Source organism: Amycolatopsis albispora, from assembly GCF_003312875.1.
Classification (GTDB): domain Bacteria; phylum Actinomycetota; class Actinomycetes; order Mycobacteriales; family Pseudonocardiaceae; genus Amycolatopsis; species Amycolatopsis albispora.
This window is the reverse complement of record NZ_CP015163.1, coordinates 2707265-2729613: the sequence shown is the minus strand read 5'-3', so window position 1 is coordinate 2729613 and position 22349 is coordinate 2707265. Positions and strand designations below refer to the sequence as shown.

The following is a 22349-nucleotide window of genomic DNA, read 5'->3' as shown; positions in this document are numbered from 1 at the left end:
CCGGCGAGGCCGCGCCCTCGGCTTTTGTGCCCGCGTCAGCCCACCCGGCGTGGAAAGGGCACGAGTTCGTCGAGGCGCCGGTCCGGGGTGGTGATCGCCGCTTCGGTCACCGCGCGGTGCAATTCCAGTAATTGTGCCGCCGTGGCGGCGTCGAAAAGGTCGAGAGCGTATTCCAGATAGCAGTGCATCGCCCCGCCGTTCTGGTCGATCACCCCGAAGGTGAGGTCGAACTTCGCGGTGCCGGGGGCGATGCCGAACCCGGTGGCCCGATCGGGTGTCATGGTGGCCGCGCCGAGCGGGCCGGCGTGCGCGGCGGTGTTCTGGTGGGTGTAGGCGACGGTGAACACCGGGTGCCGGGACAACTCACGTGCCGGGTTCAGCGCCGAAACGATCCTGGCGAACGGCATCTCCTCGTGATCGAGCACCTCGGTGGCGGTGGTGGCGCAGCGGGCGAGCAGTTCGGTGAAGGTGAGGCAGCCGTGCACCGCGGTGCGGAACGGCAGCACGTTGTTGAAGTAGCCGATCAGTTCGTGGGTGGCCGGATTCGACCGGCCCGAGGTGGCCGCGCCGACCACCACGTCCTCGTCGCCGCTCCACCGGTGCAGCACCGTGTTGAGCACGGCGAGCAGGGTGACGAACGTGGTGACACCCCTGGCCCTGCCGAATTCGCGGACGCGCTCGGCCGTCGGCGCGGGCAGTTCGGACCAGAGCAGCTCACCCCGGTGCGAGGGCACCGGCGGGCGCGGGTGGTCGAGCGGCAGCTCCCGGGTGGTGAGCCCGGCCAGTTTCCCGCGCCAGAAGCGCAGTGCGGTCTCGGCTTCCGGCCCGGCCAGCCAGGACCGCTGCCAGGACGCGTAGTCGGCGTACTGGATCGCCAGCCGGGGGAGTTCCGGTGGGCGGCCCTCCTGCCGCGCGGCGTAGCACTCCGAGAGGTCGCGCAGGAACACCGCCGGGGTCCAGCCGTCGAAGATGATGTGGTGCCACGTGCACATCAGCAGGTGGTCGGCCGGTCCCAGCCGGATCAGCAGCACCCGCAGCAGCGGGCCGGTGGCCAGGTCGAACGGGGTACTGGCCTCGGCCGCGGTGCGGGCGCGCAGTTCGTGCTCCGGCGCGCCCGCCAGGTCTGCCACCTTCAGCACCGGGCCGTGGCCGTCCGCGACCAGACCGGGCACCCCGTCTTCGGCGGGCATGCGGACGCGCAGGATTTCGTGGCGCGCGGCCACCGCCCGCAGGGCGTGCCGCAGGACCTCGTGGTCCAGCGGCCCGCGGTACCGCAGGCCGACCGGGATGTTGTAGAGCGGGCTGCCGGGATTCAGCTGGTCGAGGTACCACAGCTGTTCCTGGTTGACCGACAACGGCAGGTGCCCGGTCCGGGGCACCGGTTCGACGGCCCACCGCGGATCCGCCGCCTGCCCGGTCCGCCGGGCCTCGATCAGCGCGCCGAGTTCCCGCGGGGTGCGGTGCCGGAACAGGTCGGCGAAGGTGATCCGCACGCCGAACCGGTGCTCGGCCTCCCGCAGCACGGCGATCCCGGCGAGGGAGGTGCCGCCCAGCTCGAAGTAGTCCGCCTGCGGCGCCACCGCCGGGGCGCCGAGCAGCCGGGCGAACAACCGGGCCACCACCGCCTCGGCGCCCGCGGCCGGATCCAGCGGCGCGGGCTCGGGCTTCGGGTGGTGACCGAAGGAAACCGGGTCGAAGGTGGTCACCGGCACCTCGACGCGTGGCCCGCCGGGGCCGTGGAACCGAGCCCAGTCCACGTCCACGCCCGCCTCGTACAACCGGCCGATGGCGGTGAGCACGTCCCGGCGCCCGCCCGCGGACAGCAGCGGCACCACCGTGAGCCCGGGCGCCGCCTCCCGGATCCGGCGAGACAGCACCCCGTCCGAGCCCAGTTCGACGGCCACCGCGTGCTCCGTGACCAGCCGCCGGATCATCCGCGCCAGACCGGCCTCGTCGACCTCGCTGGAACCCGGGCGCCCGCGGGCCTGCTCGATCGCCGCGGTCCGCGTCAGCCGCCCACGGAGCACCTGGATGGCCAGGTTTCCCGCGCCCGAACCGGCCATCCGCGCCTCCGGCAGGCCGAGCGCGCCCAGCAGCCCGGCCAGCCCCCACTGGCGGGCGACCGGCTGGGCGGCCTCGTCCAGCCGGTCCGGGAAGTCCGCTCGCGTCCGGGTCCAGGCGGAATCGGTGATCCGGCCGTCACCGGAGAACAGCAGGGTCACCGGTGGGGCGGCAGCCACGGCCGGGGTAGCCGGGGCCGACGCCGCCGCACGCAGCGACGCGGCCAGTTCCCCGGTGTCTTCGGCGACAAAGGCCCGCCGGTGCCGGTGATCGTCGAAGCCGCGGTTCAGCGCCCGCGCCACCGACCGCAGGTCGTGCGTGGTGCGCTCGGCGAAATCGGCGAGCTGGTCCAGCCGCCGTCCCAGTGCGGCCGGGGTTTTCGCCGACACGGTGACCAGCTCGGCGGAACGAACGGGGGCGGTGCGGGCCGGGGAGCCGGGCGCCTCTTCGACCACGACGTGCACGTTGGTGCCGGTCAGCCCGAACGAGCTGACACCGGCCCGCCGGGGCCTGCCCGCCGGAGCCGGCCACGGGCGCGCGACCGGATTCACCTCGATCCCGTCGCCGAACTCGATCAGGGGGTGCGGCGTGGTGAAGTGCGGGGTGGGGTAGAGCGTGCGGTGGCGCAGCGCGGCCAGCACCTTGACCAGACCGGCGAAGCCGGCCGCGTGGTCGAGATGGCCGAAGTTGGCCTTGAGCGAGCCGATCGCGAGCGGCCCATCGGTGACCAGGCGCAGCCCGGCGACCTCGGTCACGTCGCCCAGCGGGGTGCCGGAGCCGTGACACTCGACGTAATCCACCCCGTCCACCCCGGCCTCCGTCCAGGCTTCGGTGATCGCCTCGGCCTGTGCCTGCGGGCTGGGCGCGCTCATCCCGGTGGCGCGGAAGCCGTTCTGGTTCATCCCGGTGCCCCGCAGCACCCCGAGGATGCGGTCACCGTCGGCCAGCGCGGCCGCCAGCGGCTTCAGCACGGCGAAACCGCCGCCCTCCCCGCCGACGGTGCCGTCAGCGTCCGCGTCGAACGGGCGGCACATCCCGGTGGGGGAGAACAGGCCGGGCAACTGCGGCCGCTCGACCTCGGGGGTGAGGACCGGCCGGACGCTCAGCCCACCGGCCACGGCCAGCTCGGCCCGCCCGGCGCGCAGTTCACGGACGGCGATCACCACGGACGCCAGGCCGCCGCTGCACGCGGTGTCCACCACCAGCGCCGGGCCGCGGAAGTCGAACAGGTACGCCACGCGCGCGGCCGCGGCCGCGGGCAGCGTGCCGAGGATCCGCTGCGGGTCGCCGGTTTCGCCGAAAGCGGGCTGGTCCGGCGCGGGAGCGCTGAACACCACCGCGGTACGGGAACCACGCAGCCCGGCCGGGGCGTGCCCGGCGTGCTCCAGCGCCTGGTACACCAGCTGCAGGCCGAGCCGGTGGTGCGGGTCGGTGAGTTCGGCCTCCCGCTGGGACAGCCCGAAGAACTCGTGGTCGAACCGGTCGATCCGGTCGAGGTAGCCGAACGGCAGGTACGGCCGCCCGGCCCGTTCACCGTGGGCGGCCAGCCGGTCCGCGCCCGGCTGGCCGACGCGAGCCTCCCCGGCGCTGAGCACGGCGTGCAGGCCGTCCAGATCGGTGGCCCCGGGCAGTGCCAGCGCCACCCCGGTGACGGCGATCGGTTCGGCCGCGTTCTCCCGTGTGCCGGTCACAGTTCCCAGTCCTCTCCGGATCCGGTGGTGCGGACCCGTCGCCTGTCGTCGAGCAGGGCGGCCATCTCGCTGATCGTCGGACGCTGGAGCAACTCGGCCATCGACAGCTCGGGCAGGTGCCCGTTGAGCCGCACCAGGGTGAGCGAGGTGCCCCCGGCCTCGAAGAACTTCTCGTCCACGCCGACCACCGCCCGCCCGAGCAGCCCGGCCCAGACGCGGGCCAGCTCCCGTTCGGTGCCGGTGCGCGGCAGCCGGTGGCCCGCCACCGGGGCGGGTGGCTCGGGCAGCGCGCGGCGGTCCACCTTCCCGTTGCCGTTCAGCGGGAGCTCGTCCAGTGGCACGAACACCGCGGGAATCAGGTGTCCGGGCAGCAGCCCGGCCAGGTGTTCGGCCAACTCGGCGGTGGTGGGCGCGGGAGTGGTGGCGGCGACCAGATAGGCGGCCAGTGTGCGGGCCGGGCCGTCGGCCCGTGCCACCACCACGGCCCGCCCGACCCCGGGATGGGCCGCCAGCGCCGCCTCGACCTCGCCCGGCTCGACCCGGAACCCGCGAATCTGCACCTGGTCGTCGGCCCGGCCGACGTACCACAGCGCGCCGCCGGCCCGCTGGCGCACGAGGTCGCCGGTCCGGTACATCCGCTCGCCCGGCTCGCCGTACGGGCAGGCGACAAAACGCGCCGACGTTTCGGCCGCCTGGCCGTGATATCCCCGCGCCAGGCCGGTTCCGGCGAGGTAGAGCTCGCCCGTGGTGCCCGGTGGCACCGGGCGCAGCCGGTGGTCCAGCACGAACGCCCGCAGGTCGGCCACCGGGGTGCCGATCGGTGGTTCTCCCGTCCCGTCGAGCGGTTCGCTGAAGGTGGCCATGGCGGTGGCCTCGGTCGGCCCATAGCCGTTGACCAGCCGCCGCCCGGGTGCCCATCGCGCGGCCAGCGCGGCCGGGAGCGCCTCACCGCCGGCGAGAAGCGCGCGCACCCCGCCCAGCGCGTCCCCGGGGAGCACCGCCAGCGCGGACGGCACCAGGAACAGGTGACTCACCCGCTGCTCGTCGATCAGCCGGGCCAGCGCGGGCCCGGGCCGCAGCCGCTCGCCGTCGGCGAGCACCAGGGTCGCGCCGGTGCCCAGTGCGGTCACCACGGTCCAGAACGCCATGTCGAAGCCGATCGAGCAGGCCAGCAGCAGCCGGTCGCCCCGGCCGACCCCGAGTGCGTCGGCGGAGTGGGCGACCAGGCCGGCCACTCCGGCGTGCGGCACGACCACGCCCTTGGGCCGCCCGGTCGACCCGGAGGTGTGGATCAGGCAGGCCGGGTGCCCAGGCCGGGCCCGCGGCAGTGGGGCGGAACGGGCGACTCCGGCCTGCCCCGGCGCGAGCCGCACCTGGACGCCTTCACCGCCTTCACTGCCATCACCGAGCCCGGCGGTTCCCGAAACGACCGTCACCGTGGCCCCGGCGGACGCGAGCAGGGCGGCGTGACGACCGGCTGGCCACGCCGGATCGAGGGGCAGGTAGGCGCCACCGGCCTTGTGGATGCCCAGCATGCCGAGCACGAATCCGGCGCCGCGGGTGGCGTGCAGCCCGACGAACACCTCCGGGCCCACGCCGAGCCCGGCCAGGTGGTGCGCCAGCCGATCGGACCGGGCATCGAGCTCGGCGTAGGTGAGCGTCGTGGCGCCGTCCACCACGGCTGTCGCCCCGGGCGTGCGCCGGGCCTGGGCCCGGAACAGCTCGTGTGCGGTCACCGGGGTGGCGGGCGGGCGGCCGGACCGGCTCCACTCGCCGAGCACCAGCCGGGTCTCCGCCGCGGCGGTCGCGGGCACGTCGTCGACCAGCCGGTCCGGGTCGGCGACCAGTCCCTCGACCGCGGTGGCGAGGGCGGCACCGAGCCGGTCGGCCGTGGCGGGGCCGAACAGCTCGGCGTCGTAGGCCAGCCGCAGCACGATCCGGGCGGCGGTCTCGTAGGCCGTCAGGGTCAGGGGGTTGTCGGTGTACTCGTCCCCTGACATCTCCTCGACGCGCACGCCCGCCCGGTTGAGCGCGTCCGGTTCGTCCGGGTAGTTCTCGAACGTGACCAGGGTGGTGAACAACGGCTGCCCGGCGGGCAGCCCGCTCACGGCCCGGATCCGGTCGAGGGCGAGGAACCCCTGGGCGCGTGCCGCGGCCCAGTCCGCCTTGAGTTCCCGCAGCCACGGCAGAACCCGGCTGTCCCAGCCGATCCGCGTGCGGACCGGCACCGTGTTGATCAGCGGGCCGACGATCGACGCGGCGTCGGGCAAGTCGCCGAACCGGGTGGAGATCGTGGTGCCGAAGACCACGTCGTCGGCACCGGCGTGGCGGGCCAGCACCAGGGCCCAGGCCGCGCGCACGAGGGTGTTCACCGTCAGCCGGTGCTCGCGCGCGAACCGGCGCGGCCGGTCCGCCGGCACGGTGACCGTCGTGTGGCCGAAGGCGCTGGCGCGGTGCCCGGCCGCCGGTGGCCGGTCCCAGGGCGGTGCCACCGGCGCGCCGAGGCCGGCCAGCGCCCCTCGCCAGTACTCCGCCGCGGCCGTCTCGTCCTGCTGCCCGAGCCAGGTCACGTACTCCCGGAACGGCGGCCGGGCAGGCGGCTCGTCCGGTTCGCCGGTGATCATCGCGGCGTAGGCGGCCAGGACGTCGTCGAGGATCCGTTCCACGCTCCAGCCGTCGACGAACAGGTGGTGCACCGTCCACAGGAGCTGGACCCGGTCACCCGGCAGGCGGGCGAGCACCAGCCGGGAGGCCGGGGCGCGGCGCGGGTCCAGCGGCCGTTCCCGGTCCCGGTCGACCAGCTCGCGAAGCCGGGTTTCCCGGTCGGGACCTTCCCCGGTCCAGTCCAGTTCCCGCACCGGCAGGACCACACCGCGGTGCACAACCTGGACCGGGGCGCCGCCGGCCAGCGACACCGAGGCACGCAGGATCGGGGTCCGGTCCACCACCCGCTGCCAGGCACGGCCGAGCGCGCCGGGGTCGGCGACCCCGGCGACGGTCAGCGCTATCCGCAGCGTGTACACGTCGAATTCGGGCGAGGCCAGCGTGTGGAACAGCATGCCGGCCTGCAGCGGGGTCAGCGGGTGGGTGTCCTCGATCATCGGTCGTTCCCCCGCAGGTCCTCCAGCCGGGCCGCGAGGACCGGTCCCAGCACCGCGACCGCGCGCGGGGTCAGCATCCCGTGGTGCGCGCAGGGCACGGGATGGTCGTCGATCCGCCCGGTGACGTGGTCGCGCCAGCCCAGCCGGGCCGGTGGCCGCCCGCCCGGTTCTCCGGCTTCTTCGGCGGCGGTGAAGTGGAGGAGCTCGCCCGCGTGGACGCCGGGCGTGAACCGGCCCCACAGGGTGCTCAGGTTGAGCAGGGTCCTGGCCACCCCGGCCGGATTGCGGGCCAGCAGGGCCGGCCCACCGGCGTCGAAGCGGCGCACGAACTCGACCACACCGGCTGGCGGCGGGCCCGGCTCGGCGGCCAGCCGCCGGAGCGCCGGGAGCACCTCGCGGGCTTCCGCGCCGGGATCACCCCAGTCCGGCGCGGGCAGGTCGAGCATCACCAGCAGGTCGACCGGCTCACCCCGCGCCCGCAGGGCGGTGGCGGCGGCGTGCGCGACCCGCGCCCCCAGCGACCACCCCAGCAGGCGGTACGGGCCGTGGGGCCGGACGGCGCGGATCAGGGTGAGGTAGTCCGCGGCCATCTCCTCGACGCTGGCGGGCAGGCCATCGGCTTGCCGCAGCGCCCGCGCCTGAAGGCCGAGAATCGGCTGATCCGGTGGCAGCGCGCGCAGCAGGGCGGCGTACCCCAGGCTCAGGCCGAGCCCGGGGTGGAAGCAGAACAGCGGCGGGCGGGCGCCGTGCGCCCTCAGCGGGACCAGCGGGTCGAAGTCCGCGGCCGGGTTCCCCTTGCCGAGCCCGCGCAGTTCCGCCACCGTCGGCGCCTGCCGCAGCGCGCGCAGCGACAACTCGACCCCGGTCGCCTCGCGGACCAGGTCCACCAGCCGGGCCGCGAGCAGTGAATCCCCGCCCAGGTCGAAGAAATCGTCGTCCACGCCCACCCGGTCCAGGCCGAGCACCTCGCCGAAGAGTTCGCACAACACGGTTTCGCGCAGGTCCCGCGGCCGGCGGTACAGCCGGATTTCCGGCACCGGTGCCCGCGCCGGTACGGCCGGTCCCTCCCGGACGGTGAGCAGTCCCGTCATCGGCTGGTCGAGGTCACCGCTCATCCGCACCAGCAGCCCGGCCAGGTCGCCGGCCAGCCGCGTGGCCTCCGCGCCGCCGACCGCGGCGGGGAGGTGGCCCACTTCCAGCCCGAGCCGGTCACCGGGGACCACGGTCAGGCTGAGGGGGTAGTGCGTGACGTTGCCGCCGTGCCCGCGGACACCGGTGACGCGCAGGTCCGGCGCGAGCGGCGGCAGTCCGCCCGGGACGAGGGGATGGTTCTGCACCGCGACGGCGGAGTCGAACACCCGGTCCAGCCCGGCCGCCCGCTGGATCTCGGCCAGGTCGAAGTGGTGGTGCGGGGTCAGGGCGGCCGTCCGGTCACGCAGCCGCGTCAGCGCGGTGCGCAGGGAGTCGCCCCGGCGCGGCCGGGGCCGCACCGGAACCGTGTTGAGCAGCAGGCCCGGCAGCAGTGCGGCCCCGGGCAGGTCCGGTGGGCGCACCGCGACGACCACGCCGACGGCCACGTCGGAACGCCCGGCCCGCCGCGCCATGAGCACCGCCCAGGCCAGCTGCACCACGGTGCTCAGGGTGACCCCGGCCGAGGCGGCTGCCGCGGTCAGCGCGCCGGTCCGCGCCGCGGACAGCGTGGCCGTGACGACCGCGGGCGCGATGGCGTGGTCCGGTGCCGGATCCGGCGGTGCCAGCCCGGCCAGTTCCTCCCGCCAGGCCGCCGCGGCGGCCTGGCGGTCCCGCGCACCCAGCCAGGCCAGGTAGTCGCGGTAGGCGAGCGGACGGCCGAGCAACTCCGCCCCGCCGGGCCGGTACAACGTGGTGAGCTCACGCAGCAGGACCGGCAGCGACCAGCCGTCCAGCACCAGGTGGTGGCAGCTGAGCACCAGGCGGTGCCGGTGCGCGTCCAGGCGCACCAGCGTGAACCGGAGCAGGGCGCCCCGGTCCAGTGGGAGCACACGGTCCTCGCGGAGGATTCCGGCCAGCCGCTCCGCCCGCTCGCCCGTGCCCGCGCCGGTCAGGTCGGCCTCGCGCCATCGCGGTACCGGCTCGGCCGGGACCAGTTGCACCGGTTCGGGCAGTCCCCGGTGGGTGAACACGGCGGCGAGGTGCGGGTGGCGGCGCAGCAGCGCGGTGGCGGCGGCACGCAGGTTGGCGGGGTCGAGCGGGCCGTCCAAGTCCAGTTCCAGCTGCGCGACGTAGACCTCGGCCGCTGGGTCGAGCACGGCGTGCGACCACAGGCCACGCTGCAGCGGGGACAGCGGCAGGATGTCGGCGAGCGGGCCGGGGCAGGCCGCCGCCAGCCGGTCGATCACGTGCTGGGGCAGCGGCGTCAGCAGATCCGAAGGGGTGAGCCCGCCCGGACCCGGCCGGGTGGCCAGCTCACCGAGCACCTCGGCGAAGGTGGCTGCCAGTGCGCCGATCCCGGCCTGGGTGAACAGGCCGCCGGCCCAGGTCCAGTGCGCGTGCAGCACCGGCCCGCTCGCGTGGTCGTGCACCGCCAGGTCCAGTGCGATCGCGTGGCTCAACGGGGTGCGGCCGGCCGCGGGACCCCTCAGCCGCGGCGAAGCCGGGTCGGTCGCCCAGTCGTCGCCCTCCGGCATGGCGAACCGGCCGAGGTAGTTGACCACGAACGGCCGGGGCAGCCGCGCGGCCAGCGCCGGTCCGGCCTCCGGGTCGAGGTGGCGGAGCAGGCCGAAGCCGATGCCGTGATCCGGCACCGCCCGCAGCTGTTCCTTCACCCGCTTGAGCGCGCGGCCCGGTTCGGTCAGCCCGGCCGCGCCGGGATCCAGGCACACCGGGTACACGCTGGTGAACCAGCCGACCGTCCTGGACAGGTCGGACGCGCCGGGCACCACCTGCGTCTCGCGCCCGTGGTCTTCCAGGTCCATCAGGACCGCCGTTCCGGCGCGGTCCCGCCAGCGTGCCACGGCGATCGCGAACGCGGTCAGCAGGACGTCCCGTGCCTGGGCGTGGTAGAGCGCGGGCACTTCGGTCAGCACCGCGCTGGTGGTCGTGGTGGACAGCGTCTGGGTCAGCCGGCCCGCGGTCGCCGCCGTGTCGCGCGCCGGATCCAGCGGGCGGGCAGCCAGTGTGGTGTCCGGCGTGTCCAGCACACCGGACCAGTGGGGCAGTTCCGCGCGCCGGGCCGCCGTCTGCTGTCGCAGCCGGTGTGCCCACTCCCGGAACGGCGTGCCCGGCGGGTCGAGCCGGGCGGGGACGCCCTCGGCTGCCGCCTCCCACGCCTGCCGCAGGTCCGGCACGAGAATGCGCCAGGACACGCCGTCCACCACGAGGTGGTGGGCGACCACGAGCAGGCGTCCCGGCCGCCCGGGGCCCGCGTCGAACCACACCAGGCGGAGCATCGCGCCGGTGTGCGGGTCCAGCCGGGCGACGGCGTCTTCGCCGCACCGGCGCACGGTTTCCGCGTCACCGGCCCACGCGACCCGCCGGACCAGCCCGCCGGTGGGGACGGCCCTGGGTGGGAGCACGGCGACCTCGCGGTCCGGTTCGCTCACTCGCAGCCGCAGCGCGTCGTGGTGGGCCAGCAGGGTGGTGGCCGCGGTGGTCAGGTCCGCTTCGGCCAGCCCGGCCGGGACACGCAGCAGCACCGACTGGTGGGTGTACCGGATGGGACCGGCTTCGGTGAGGAACCAGCGGAGCACCGGGGTGTGCTCGACCGGGCCGGATGCCGCGGCGGACGCGGGCGGCGGCGCCGCTTCGGCCACCGCCACGCCGGCGAGTCCGCCCGGGGTGGGGTGGCTGAAGAGTTCCGGGATGCCGACCCGCAGCCCGGCCCGGCGGGCCAGCGCGATCACGCGGAGGGCGCTGATGCTGTCCCCGCCCAGGGTGAAAAAGCTGTCGTGCGCACCGGCCGGGACACCCAGCACCGCGGCGAAGATCCCGCGGAGCACCTCGACGCGCCCGCCGGGGCTGTCCTGCTCCGCCGGGTCCGCCGTGTCAGCGGGGCCTGCTGAGTCCGCCGGGTCCGCCGGGCCAGCGGGGCCTGCCGTGCCAGCCGGGCCTGCCGTGCCAGCCGGGTCCGCCGGGCTTGCCGTGGCAGCCGGGTCCGTCGGGCCTGCCGGGCCTGCTGAGTCCGCCGTGCCTGCTGAGTCCGCCGTGCCTGCTGAGTCCGCCGGGCCTGCCGAGTCCGCCGGGCCTGCCGAGTCCGCCGTGCCAGCCGTGCCAGCCGTGCCAGCCGAGTCCGCCGGGCCTGCTGAGTCCGCCGTGCCAGCCGGGCCAGCCGGGCCCGCTGAGTCCGCCGGGCCAGCCGTGCCCGCCGTGCCAGCCGGGGGCCCCGGCTCGGCGAATTCCCCGGCCAATGCCCGCCGGTCGATTTTGCCGGTGGTGGTCAGCGGGAACGTTTCCACCGCCCGGATCAGCGAGGGGACCAGGTAGGCCGGAAGCGTCGCGGCCAGTGCGTCGCGCAACTGCCGCTCGCGCGGGGGAGCGGCGGCATCGGCCGGGGTCACGCAGGCCACCAGCCGCCGGTGGCCCGGCGGGTGCTCCCGGACCAGCACCACCGCGGCGGCCACCTCCGGCCGGTCGAGCAGCGCCTGCTCCACCTCGCGGGGTTCGATGCGGTGACCGCGGATCTTCACCTGGTCGTCGGCTCGCCCGCGGAACTCGAGCGGTCCCTCGGCGCGGCGGGTCACCAGGTCACCGGTGCGGTACATGCGGGAGCCGTCGGCGGCGAACGGATCGGCGACGAACCGTTCCGCGGTGGCGCCAGGGCGTCCGGCGTACCCGCGGGCGAGCCCGCTGCCCGCCAGGTAGAGCTCCCCGATGGTGCCGGGCGGCACGGGCCGGAGCTCCGGGTCCAGCACGTAGGCCACGGTGCCGTGCATCGGCGAGCCGATCGGCACGGGATCCGCGGGGGCGAGCACGGGGTACGCCGTGGCGAAGGTGGTGGCCTCGGTGGGCCCGTAGACGTGGGTCAGCCGCGTCCGCGGGCAGCCGGCCAGCACCCGCCCGACGGCCGCGGGGCTGGCCTCCTCTCCACCGGTGAGGACGTGCCCCAGGCGCGAGAGCAGGCCGAGATGGTGCTCGGCGAGCAGGTTGAACAGGGCGGTGGTGAGGAACGCGGTGGTGACGCCGTGCTCGGTGATGGTCCGGTCCAGCACGGCGACGTCCAGCTCACCCGGGGGCGCGAGGACAACCGCACCACCGTGCAGCAGCGGCACCCAGAGCTCGTAGGTGGCCGCGTCGAACGCGCAGGACGAGTGGAGGAGCACCCGTTCCGCGGCCGTCCCGGCGAACAGCGGGTCGCGGGCCAGTTCGGTGATGGCGCTTCCCGGGACGCTGATTCCCTTCGGTGTCCCCGTCGAACCCGAGGTGTACATCAGGTAGGCGAGCTGGCCCGGAGCCGCCGGGAAGGGCTCCTCGCCTGCCGGTTCGGGCTCGTCGGTGACGTAGACGACTTCCACGTCTTCGGGCAGTTCCCGGCCCGCCAAGGCGTCGGCGGTGGTGATCAGCAGCCGGGCGCCGGACTCCCGCAGCATCGCCGCCACGCGCCGGTCCGGGAACGCCGGATCCAGCGGCAGGCAGGCGGCTCCGGCGACGGCGACCGCCACCACGGCGACCGGCAGCGGGGTGGCGCGGTCGAGCAGCACCGCGACGATCGTTTCCGGTCCGGCGCCCCGGCGGCGCAGCCGCGTGGCCAGCGCACGGGCTCGTGCGGCCAGCCCGGAGTAGGACACCACACCCGCGCCGGAGACCAGTGCGGGCGCGTCCGGCGTCCGCGCGGCCTGGGCCGAGAACAGCGCCGCCGGTGATTCCGCCACCGCATTCACGTCCATTGTGGACTTATGGAACCCGCCTCTGGGCAACACCGATTCCGGCACTTGGGGTCCCCCAATCGATTCCCCGGCACTGGAATCGAAGCTACTCCGCCGAAGCGTCACTGGGAATCGGTGCGACATCGGGCCGGTCACTGTAAACCACAATTCCCGGGGCAGTTAAAACCGTTGTGCGGAAAGCGGTTGCCCGGACATCGCCGCCGCCTCTAAGGTGGGCCGGGAAAGGGGGACCATGTCTGCACTGCGCCGAAACGGGCGGGCCAGGTCTTTTCTGGGAATCGTCGCCGCGGTGCTGGTGCTGGTCCAGCCGGCGTCCGCGCAGGCGGGCGCGGCGACCGAGACAGCCGGGGCACTGCTGCGCGGCGACTCCATCATGCTCGCCAATCTCGACGACGACGAAGGCCGCTGCCGCGTGGACGAGGCCGATCTCGACCGTCCGGGGCTGGAGGTGGACCACCGGCTCGCCGCCTGCCACGACGCGGCCGACGAACGGGTGAACGGCCGGGCCGACGAGGACGATCTCGCCCGGGTCCGGATCGTGCCGCGGCCGTGGCTCGGGCCGGGCGCCTCCGGGGTGCTCCGCCTCGACGACGACAGCCGCGCCAGGGTGTTCCTGCGCGAGGACGGGCGGTTCCGGCCACTCGCCCCCGGCGATGGTGTGCTCACCGCCGCCCAGCTGCGCTCGGGCGCGGAACTCGGCATCGAGGGCCGCGACATCGTGCGCGACCGGGCCGAGTGGGACGGCGTGGTCACCCTCGTGCTGGAGGTCACCGACGGAAACCGCGCCTGGCAGGCCCAGCACCGGATCCGCGTGGCCCCGCTGCTGTTGCAGAACGACCTCCAGCGGGCGGTCACCGTGTTCGCCGGCCGCCCGGGTGCCGGGCCCGGCCTGCCCGATGACGGCGCGCCGCTGCATCCGCCACCCGGGGTACCGGGTGAGTGGGAGCCGTTCGCCGGTTCGCTGGGCGAGGCGGCCAGGAAGGCGGGCTCGGAGCTGCGGTTCATCACCGGCAGTCACCGGTGGTGGAAGGACGTGTGGTGGCAGGACCTGTTCGAACCGGCCGTCGCGAGCATGCCGGCCCGGCACGGGGTGCAGACCATGCGGGTGGCGATCCGCTCGGCCAATCTCTGGGACCTGGCCGGGCCGGACGGCACGGCCGAGCGCACCCTGCGCCCCGCCGGCCGCCTGCTGTTCCGCGACCTGCGCGGCCCGGATGTCGCGGTGGTGCAGGAATTCACCGACGAGGGCCGGGACTTCGGCATAGACCTGCGCAACGCCACCGGGAACTTCGAGACGCTGCCGCCGTACGCGGGACATCCGCAGGGACGGGTGCTCTACGGCTCGGCGCCGCCGGGAAGCCCGCTGCGGCCGGACCCGGCGTTTGTCCGCCTGCTCGACAGCCAGGGGCAGCAGCCGCCGGTGGTGCTCGACACCTCCTGGCTGGCGATCGGCCATGTGGACGAGACCACGCACGTGGTGCGGGCCGGCAACGACCGGGGCTGGACCGTGATGGTCGCGGATCCGCGCCAGGCCGTGGAACTGCTGCGGGAGGCGCGGCGGCAAGGGGGCGGGCAAACCCGGTTGTTCGCCGACACGAACTCGCCGGAACGGCCGACGGTGGACGAACTGCTCGGTGATCCCGGATTACTGGCGGACAACGAGTTTTCCGCGGGGAAGATCGACGCCCAGATCGAGGTGCTGCTGGCCGAGACCGGGCTGCGGGCGGAGGAACTGGTGCGGGTGCCCGTGTTGTTCAAGCAGCACAACGACTACCCGCTGATGATCGCCTACACCCCGGGCATTCCCAACGGCCTTTCGCTGACCAGCCGGGAGTTCGCCGCACCGGATCCGCACGGGCCCGAGGTGGGCGGCCGCGACCTGTTCCAGCGGGTGACCGAAGAGGCACTGGCCCGCAACGGGGTCCGGGTGCGCTGGGTCGAAGACTTCTACTGGGCGCACCTCGCCTTCGGGGAAGTCCACTGCGTCACCAACGCCTGGCGGGACACCAGCGGCGGATCGCCGTGGTGGCTGACCGGCGCCTGACGCGGAACCGCCCCTTTTGCCACCGGACCCGGCGGAAAAAGGGGCGGTTCGACGGCCGCTTCTCGCGGCTCAGAGTTCCAGCATGCTCAGCAGCAGGGACCAAACTCCTTCCAATCGCGATTCGCCGTTGCCATCGCCAGGGATGATCGGCGCGTGGAGCGAGCCGATCAGCGGTGCCAGCATCAGATGAGCCACCCATTCCGGGGAATAGGTGGAGATCATCGAGCCGTCCTGCTGGGCCTGGCGGACCAGTTTGGCGAAGTATTGCTGGATGTCGATGAGCAGATCGTTCAGCTCACTCAGCTGAATCGACGGATCGGCCATCAATTGCAAGGCGCTGCGGAAACGGATGTCCTGGTGTACCCGGTCCGAAAGCCTGGTGGTGATCCGGCGCAGCGCCAGTGCGGCCCCGGCCTCGACACCGTTCGTGCGCAGGTCCTCCCACGTGCGCACGGCGTGCTCGACTATCGCCTTGGCCAGGTGCTCCTTCGAGGAGAAGTGGCCGTAGAGCGCGCCTTTGGTCATTCCGGTTCTGGCTCCGACCACCTGGAGCCGGGTGTTCACGTACCCTTTCAGCGCGAACTCGATGGCGGCCGCGTCCAATACCTGCTCTCGAGTGATACGAGCCCTCTCCTGCACGGGCAGCCTCCCCATGGATTTCCCTCAGTGGGTCAAGAATACCGCGTTCGGTGGATGGGTTGTGAAAGAACTACACCGATGGGCTAGGAAAACTATTCAACGCGTGACGGACTGTGCTCTCCTGGCAACCAGTCAGCGCATGGGAAACGAACGGATGTCCTTGCCGTCGGCGATTCTCCGCGCCGGTCGGGCGCCGGCCAGTGGAAACTTGATCGGCCGCACGGCGTAATCCGACCCGCCGATCGGCCACGTCCGGAAGGCTTTCGATGCTTTCCATGTTATTCAGATGTTCGGGTACGGACAATTTTGTGTCGCCCGCGAATGGGGAGCAAATTTGTTTTTCCGCGCATTTTACCGGCGTCCCGGAAAATGCGGCTTCCGCTGGTGGTGAGCCTTCGGGCGGTGGTGGTCCCGCTCGCACCTCGGCTCACGTTTTGCCTGATCGCGGTCGGTCGCATCCCCAACCCCAGGCGGAGGGGGCGGCAAAGCCCCCGGTGGTGTCGAGGCTGCCGTCGGAAGGGGTTTCCGGGCGATTTGTCACCACCGGACGCCCCTCCGCGGCTTGATCTTCGCATTTCGGAAATACCGGCGAAGAGCTCAGCCGTGCTCCCTGCGCGGCCGGCGCCTGGCGGGCATGACGCCGTGTGGCGGTGTGCCCCGGCTCGGCGTGGTGGAAGGGTCGACGGGTATGAAGCGTCGTACGGCGGTTTTCGCGGTTCTCGCGCTGATCTCGGCCCTCACGCTCGCGCCTCCGGCCACCGCTGACCTCAAGGCCTCTCCGAACGCGGTGGTCGTCTGGGACCTCAACGCGCAGACGGCCATCTGGGACGTCGCGCAGCAGGCGCCGCCGCAGGTGGCCGGGCGCGGGTTCGCGATGGTCAGCGGCGCGGTCTACGACGCGGTGAACGCGATCGCCGGTACGCCGTACCAGCCCTACCTCGTCGCACCACGGGCCAGCGGCCGCGAGTCGGTGGACGCCGCCGTCGGCACGGCCGCCTACCGGGTGCTGGAGGCGATCTTCCCGGCACAGCGGCAAAGGCTGCGCGTGCAGTACAACGAATGGCTGGCCGGTATTCCCGACGGACCGGCGAAGCGCGGCGGTGTCCGGGTCGGCGCCAAGGCCGCCACCGCGATGATCGACGCGCGGAAGGGCGACGGTGCCTTCGACCCGCGGCTCTGGACCACCGGCACCAAGCCGGGGGAGTACCGCCCCACACCACCCGGGTTCGAGAACACGGGCGCCTGGGTCGGTTTCCTCAAGCCGTTCGCCATCCCCGACGCGACCATGTTCCGCACCCCCGGCCCGCCGCCGGTGACCAGTCACGCCTACACCCGCGATTTCGACGAGGTCAAGCGGCTCGGCTCGGCGACGAGCGAGGTCCGCACGGCCGACCAGACCGACGCGGCGCTGTGGTGGCACGACCGGCGCTCAGTCAGCTGGGGGATGAAGCGCGACCTCGCCGTCACGCAGGGACTCGGCGTGCTGGAGACCGCGCGCTTCTACGCGCTGGCCGACTTCACCGGCACCGACGGCGCGATCGCCTGCGCGAACGACAAGGAGTTCTGGCACTTCTGGCGGCCGATCACCGCCATCCACGCCGCGGGCACCGACGGGAACCCGGACACCACCCCCGATCCCGGGTGGACCCCGCTGGTGGTCACCCCGCCGAATCCCGACTACCCGTCCGGCCACACCTGCCGCACCGCCGCGCAGATGACCGGGTATGCGCACTTCTTCGGCCGCGACGACGTGCCCTTCAGCGCGTACAGCGCCGACAGCGGGAGCACGCGGCACTTCCGCGGCTTCTCGCAGGCGACGGCCGAAGTCGTCGAAGCACGCATCTGGGCGGGCATCCACTTCCGGTCCGCGGACGTCGACGGCACCACCCTCGGCACCGCCGTCGGCCACCACATCACCGAGCACCACCTCCAGCCACGCCGGTGACCGTCAGCCGGCGGGTTCGATGCCGAACGAGTAGTCACCGGTCCGGCCGTTCTCGGACCAGACGACCACCATCACCGGGCCGTCGCCGTCCAGCTCGGGCGAGGTCACGCCCCAGCACACCAGCGAAGGCGTGGACACCGCCGGTGCTTCCGCCGTGTCGCTGAAGCCGAGGGTCACGTCGTCGCACGGCGTGCCCTCGGTCAGCTCGATGCGCCGGGCCCCACGGGGATCCACCACGTAGACGTCCACCCGGCCGGGCAGGTCGAGCCGTCCGGTGCCCGGCACCCCACCGGCGCCGATCCGGTCGCCCGGCGCCACTTCGAACTGGCGTGGCCGCCGCGCGACCACCCGGAAGCCGTAGGCGCCGGACTGGCCGTCGCGGGGTACCACCGTCAGTTCGTAGCGGCCCGGTGCCGACACGGCGTACTGGTGGGGACCCGGAATGATCCGGGGCGCGGCGTCGCCTCCGCCGGACACCGTCACCTCGATGTCGCCCTCGACGTCGACGAGACTGAAGTGCACCGCGTCCGCCAGCTCGAGGGTGTAGGTGTTGCGGTCACCCGGGTTCGCCACGGTTCCGGTGACGCGGTCGCCGTCCCGCACCGTTCCGCCCGGCACCACCGGACCGGGGGTGGTGACCGGCGGCGGGGTCCAGGCCATCCGGTCGGCGAGGTCCGGCGGGAGCACGGTGGCCGCGGCGCGTTGTGCCGTCGAGGCGAATCCCGCTTGGCCCGTGGCGGCGACGTCGAGCACGCAGGCGGCGAAGGCGTCCTGGTTTCCCTGGTCCCGTAACGGGGCGCACAACCGCTCGGCGAGCGCGCGGGCCGCCTCGGGCAGTGCGGCCACGTCCACCGGCCGGGTGGCGAAATCGGGGTCGTGGAAGCCGTCCGCGCTTTCGCCCGGCTGGTAGTCGAACAGGCTGCGGTCCTGCGTGACCCGCCAGGACGGCCCGAAGTCCCGGTGCACCGCGTCGAACGACGGCGGCCAGTTCGTGGTGTCGATCTCCGTGCCGTCCGGCTTGACCAGCTTCCCGCCCGCCGTGCCGAGCAGCCCGGTCAGCTTGCCCGCGCGCGCCGGTGCGGCGGCGAACCCGACGGACTGGGCGGGTCCGTCCTCCTGTACCTCGACGATCGAACCGTCGGCCCACTTGATCGTCCACGCCTCACCGGTCAGCCGCAGCGCGCCACCCCGCGGCAGGGCCAGCGAGCGGGTCGCCGCCGGCACCGGTTCGCCGTTGACGAGCACCCGGTTTCCCCGCTCCGACCGGTAGATCCCGACCCGATCACCGTCCACAGTGGCCGCCAGCGCGGTGATCATCGAGGCGGGCACGGAACCGCCGGGGATCGGCCGCTGCCGGACCTGGACCTCGAAGGTGCCCGAACCGTCGGTGGCGGCGACGAACTCGCCGACGCCCATGAAGTCGTACATGCCGCGGCTGGTCCGCAGGTGCGGCTCGCCGAACATGGCCGCGAGCCGTTGCCCCGCCTCGGCCCAGGACTTGGGCAGCGAAAGGTGCTGGCCGGGGAAGGTGGTCGCGAGCCAGGCGTCGACCAGTGCCCTGGCGATCATGGCGCCGACCGGGCCGGTGCAGTAGAGGCACTCCGCCCCGGTTCCGGTGACGGCGATGCCCATGCCGCCGCCCCAGGACTTGCCGCCGCCGACGTTGATACCGGTGTACCCGGTGATGCCTTCGGGCGGCCAGGACACCCCGGCGCCCCACGGGCCGGCCCCGGCCGCGATGCCGTTGGACCAGCCTTCGAAAGCCTGCGACCCTACCGGGTCCACGCCGTTCGCCGGGGTCGGCAGCCAGCCCAGGTTGACGCCCGCACCCGCGCTCAGTCCACCTTGGACTCCCGCCGAAGGCCCGCCTGCCTTGTAGAAACCGATGGTGCCGTCGCTGAACACCTGGAAGCAGACGCCGAGGCTGAGGCCCGCGATCAAGGCGGCACCGACCATGCCGCACACGCCGATGGTGCCGACCGAACCGCCGGTCGGATCGGTCAGGTTGACCGGATCTCCCAGTGCGTAGCGGTAGAGATTGGCGTCTCCGGCTTCGAAACCCTGCGGATCGGGGGCGAGCCAGCGGCCGAGCGCGGGGCTGTACTCGCGCGATCCGAAGTGGACCAGTTTGGTGTCCGCGTCGTAGAGCCCACCGGCCAGGCCGAACGGCTGCAAGCCGGGATTGGTGTCCTCGACGACATTGCCCGCCGCGTCGTAGGCCATGCGCTGGGCCGCTTCGCCGGTGGCGGCGTCGACCACGAGCACCGGGCTGCCGCGCTGGTCGGTGACGATCACGTGATCCTTGCCGTCCCTGGTCATCCCGATCAGCTGACCGGCGTCGTCGTAGGCGAAGGTGGCGGCCACCTTGCCGGTCGCGTCCAGTTCGGCGATCGGCCGGACCGAGTCGAGATAAACCCAGGCGGCGACGATCCTGCCGTCCGCCAGCTTGGCGATCCGGCGGCCCTGGGCGTCGACCAGGTAATCGAGCTTCTTGCCGCCCGCCGGGGTCGCCGAAGTCAGCCGTCCCAGCGGATCCCAGCCGTAGCCGGTCCGCGCGGCGCCGTCGGTGATCGAGACCAGGCGGCCCGTCTTGTCGTAGGACAGGGCGGCCGAACCCAGTGCGCGCAACCGGTCCCGCTCGTCGTAGGTCGCCGGTTTGCCACCGATCGACGCGGGATTGCCGTTGGCGTCGTAGGCCGGGCCGGTGAGCCTGCGTTGCGCGTCGTAGCCGAACGTTTCGGTCCGGTTCCCCTGCCGGGTGCGCTCGACGGCCTTGGTCACCCGGCCCGCCGCGTCCCGTTCGAAGGCCAGGCTGGCGATCTCGCCGTGTTGGCCGCTCACCGTGCGCCGGGTGAGCTGGCCGTACTGGTTGTGCTCGGCGGCCACGGTGACCGGCCCGGCCGCGTACTGCCGGACCAGCCCGCTCGCCGGGTCCCGCCGCAGTTCGACCGGGCCGAACCTGGTGAGCAGCCCGTCCGCGTCATGCGCCACGGCGAGATTCGCCTCGGGGCCGACACGGACGGCGGCGAGCCGCCCGGTGTCGGCGTAGCTCGCCGAGACTTCGGCCTGGACGGGGCCAGACAGCGTCTCCTTGACCAGGCGGTCACCGTGGTAGCCGTAGTCGGTCTTCACCCCGCCCTCCACCGCGGCGGAGCGGATCTGCCCGGCGTCGGTCCGTTCCACGGAAAGCCCGAAACCCGGTGCTCGTACCGAAATCGCGCCGGCGTCGTAGCCGATCTCGTACTGCCGCTCTCCACCGGCGTTCAGCGCGGTCGGCCTGCCGAGCGCGTCGCTGAGCAGCTGCAGGTCTTCGACCGGTTCGCCGGGCGGGGTATAGCTCGCCAGCGTGCCGGCCGCGGTCCAGGTGTTCACGTGCTGCGCGCGCCGGGGTGTGCTGGTGCTGGTCACGCGCCCCGCCTGGTCGTAACCGGACACCGTCGGCGCGCCGTCCCCGAGCACCCGTTCGACCACCCGGCCCGCCGGGTCCAGCACCACCGATCCGGTGCCCGCCGGGTCCTCCGTGGACAGTGTGCCGGTCTGCTGGTCGTAGCGGTGGCGCCAGGTGCGGTCGCCGAGTGCCACCGACGTCAGCGCGCGCTGGTCGTAGCCGTACTCCGCCGCGGGCAAGCCGGGCTGCTGGGTGGCGGCCGCCCGCCCCTGCTCGTCGAACCGGGTGGTGGTGACGCGGCCCGCCAGGCTGGTCGCGGTCAGCGTCCTGGTCGCCGCCTGGTAGTCCCACTTGCCCGCGTCGGTGTCTTCTTCGTGCAGGGTTGTCACGCTCAGCGGATCGGCCTGGTCGGCCAGTACCGCGGTGCGGTCGAACCGGGTTTCCCGCGGTGCCCCACCGGGCGGCGTCACGCTCTTCCTGGCGATCACCGGCATCGAGGCGCCGAACCGCGGATCGTTGGTCACACCGAGTTCGACCACCGTGCCGTCGCCCGGTTCGATCCGCCGGTCGCCGCCGGGTTCGATCGTCTCGGTCACCGAACCGGCGCCGGTCTGGCTGAAGGACCGGCGGATCGTGCCGTCGTCCGCGCGTTCGGACCGGTATTCCACGCGGTCGCCGGTGTCGGCGGTGATCGTCAGCCCGGCATCGACGGCTTCGTAACGCAGGCTGCCGCCGCCGGGGTTGCGCACCTTGGCGAGCCGGGCGCCGTCGTACTCGTAGCGCGTCGTGCCGCCCGCCGGGCCGGTCACCGAGGCGAGCCGCGCGGTCTCGGTGTACCCGAACAGCCAGTTGGCCCCGTCGACGTCGGTCACCGCGAGCAGGCGGCCGTCGGGCTCGGCGACCAGGCCGATCTCGGATTCGTCCACGGTGATCGAGGTCGGCGCCGGGCCTTCGGCGCCGTAGTGCAGGCCGATCTCGCCGCCGGTGGCCGTGGTGATCCCGTTGAGCCTGCCGCCGTCGTCGTAACCGAAGGCGCGAACCGGCGCGCCGGTCACGGCGGCGACCGTGCGCAGGTGCCGCCCCCGCACGTCGAACTCGTACACCTCGCGCCCGTCCTCGGACCCGATCACCAGGCTCTGGGCGCCCGCCGCGGTGCGTGCGACGGCCTCCACCGTCCGGGTTCGCCCGTCGCCGAGCACCAGCAGCCTCTGCTCGGGCAGGTAGGTGTGCCGGTCGGTGAGGGTCCAGCCGTGCCAGGTCGCCTGCTGCACCGGGCCGCCGTCCAGGCGATCACCGGCGTGGACCAGCGCCAGGCGCCCGCCGGCCAGCGGCACGGTGGTCAGCGGCGCGTCCGGCACGCACGGCACCGCGGACAGGTCCGGGCACGGCTGCGGCGCGGTGGTGCCGCTGTTCCCGGCGGATCGCCACACCACCACGAGCACGCCCGCGACCAGCGCGAGCGCCACCGCACCCGCGATCAAGGCCCGGCGTCGTAACGGAACACCCATTCCCTTTGCCCCCCTGCGTCCGATCCCCGTCGGAGACCACCGTCCCCGGGAAGAGGCCGGAGCGGGATCCCCAGATTTCGGGGGTTGCGGGGTTCACCCGATCAGCGGTGG

The 22349-nt window shown here is 73.6% G+C and carries 7 protein-coding genes; 2 read left to right on the top strand and 5 right to left on the bottom strand.

The annotated features are described in order from the left end of the window. Nucleotides 1–35: 35 nt before the first annotated feature. The 3 genes from A4R43_RS12675 to A4R43_RS12665 are packed head-to-tail and all read right to left on the bottom strand — an operon-like array spanning nucleotide 36 to nucleotide 12699. Entirely contained in the window at nucleotides 36–3752 is a 3717-nt protein-coding gene (locus A4R43_RS12675) for a condensation domain-containing protein (RefSeq protein ID WP_162788446.1), read from the bottom strand. Then, nucleotides 3749–6853 carry a non-ribosomal peptide synthetase gene (locus A4R43_RS12670; protein ID WP_113692527.1) on the bottom strand — a complete coding sequence of 1035 codons (3105 nt, stop codon included), beginning with the start codon at nucleotides 6851–6853 and terminating at the stop codon, nucleotides 3749–3751. Before A4R43_RS12670 ends, A4R43_RS12675 begins: the two co-directional genes overlap by 4 nt. After that, nucleotides 6850–12699, bottom strand: coding sequence for a non-ribosomal peptide synthetase (locus tag A4R43_RS12665; protein WP_162788445.1), 5850 nt, complete (start codon nucleotides 12697–12699; stop codon nucleotides 6850–6852). Before A4R43_RS12665 ends, A4R43_RS12670 begins: the two co-directional genes overlap by 4 nt. A gap of 247 nt (nucleotides 12700–12946) precedes the next feature. Here A4R43_RS12665 and A4R43_RS12660 point away from each other — a divergent pair, with 247 nt between their 5' ends. Then, nucleotides 12947–14758: a protein-arginine deiminase family protein gene (locus A4R43_RS12660; RefSeq protein ID WP_162788444.1), complete on the top strand. Its 1812-nt coding sequence runs from the start codon at nucleotides 12947–12949 to the stop codon at nucleotides 14756–14758. Between the two features lie 69 nt (nucleotides 14759–14827). Here the strand turns inward: A4R43_RS12660 and A4R43_RS12655 are convergent, their stop codons facing one another. Beyond that, nucleotides 14828–15397, bottom strand: a complete 570-nt coding sequence (locus tag A4R43_RS12655) for a TetR/AcrR family transcriptional regulator (RefSeq protein WP_162788443.1) — start codon at nucleotides 15395–15397, stop codon at nucleotides 14828–14830. Between the two features lie 688 nt (nucleotides 15398–16085). Here A4R43_RS12655 and A4R43_RS12650 point away from each other — a divergent pair. Next, entirely contained in the window at nucleotides 16086–17342 is a 1257-nt protein-coding gene (locus tag A4R43_RS12650) for a vanadium-dependent haloperoxidase (RefSeq protein WP_113692523.1), read from the top strand. Between the two features lie 3 nt (nucleotides 17343–17345). Here the strand turns inward: A4R43_RS12650 and A4R43_RS12645 are convergent, their stop codons facing one another. Then, nucleotides 17346–22211, bottom strand: a complete 4866-nt coding sequence (locus A4R43_RS12645) for an RHS repeat domain-containing protein (RefSeq protein WP_162788442.1) — start codon at nucleotides 22209–22211, stop codon at nucleotides 17346–17348. Nucleotides 22212–22349 lie beyond the last annotated feature (138 nt).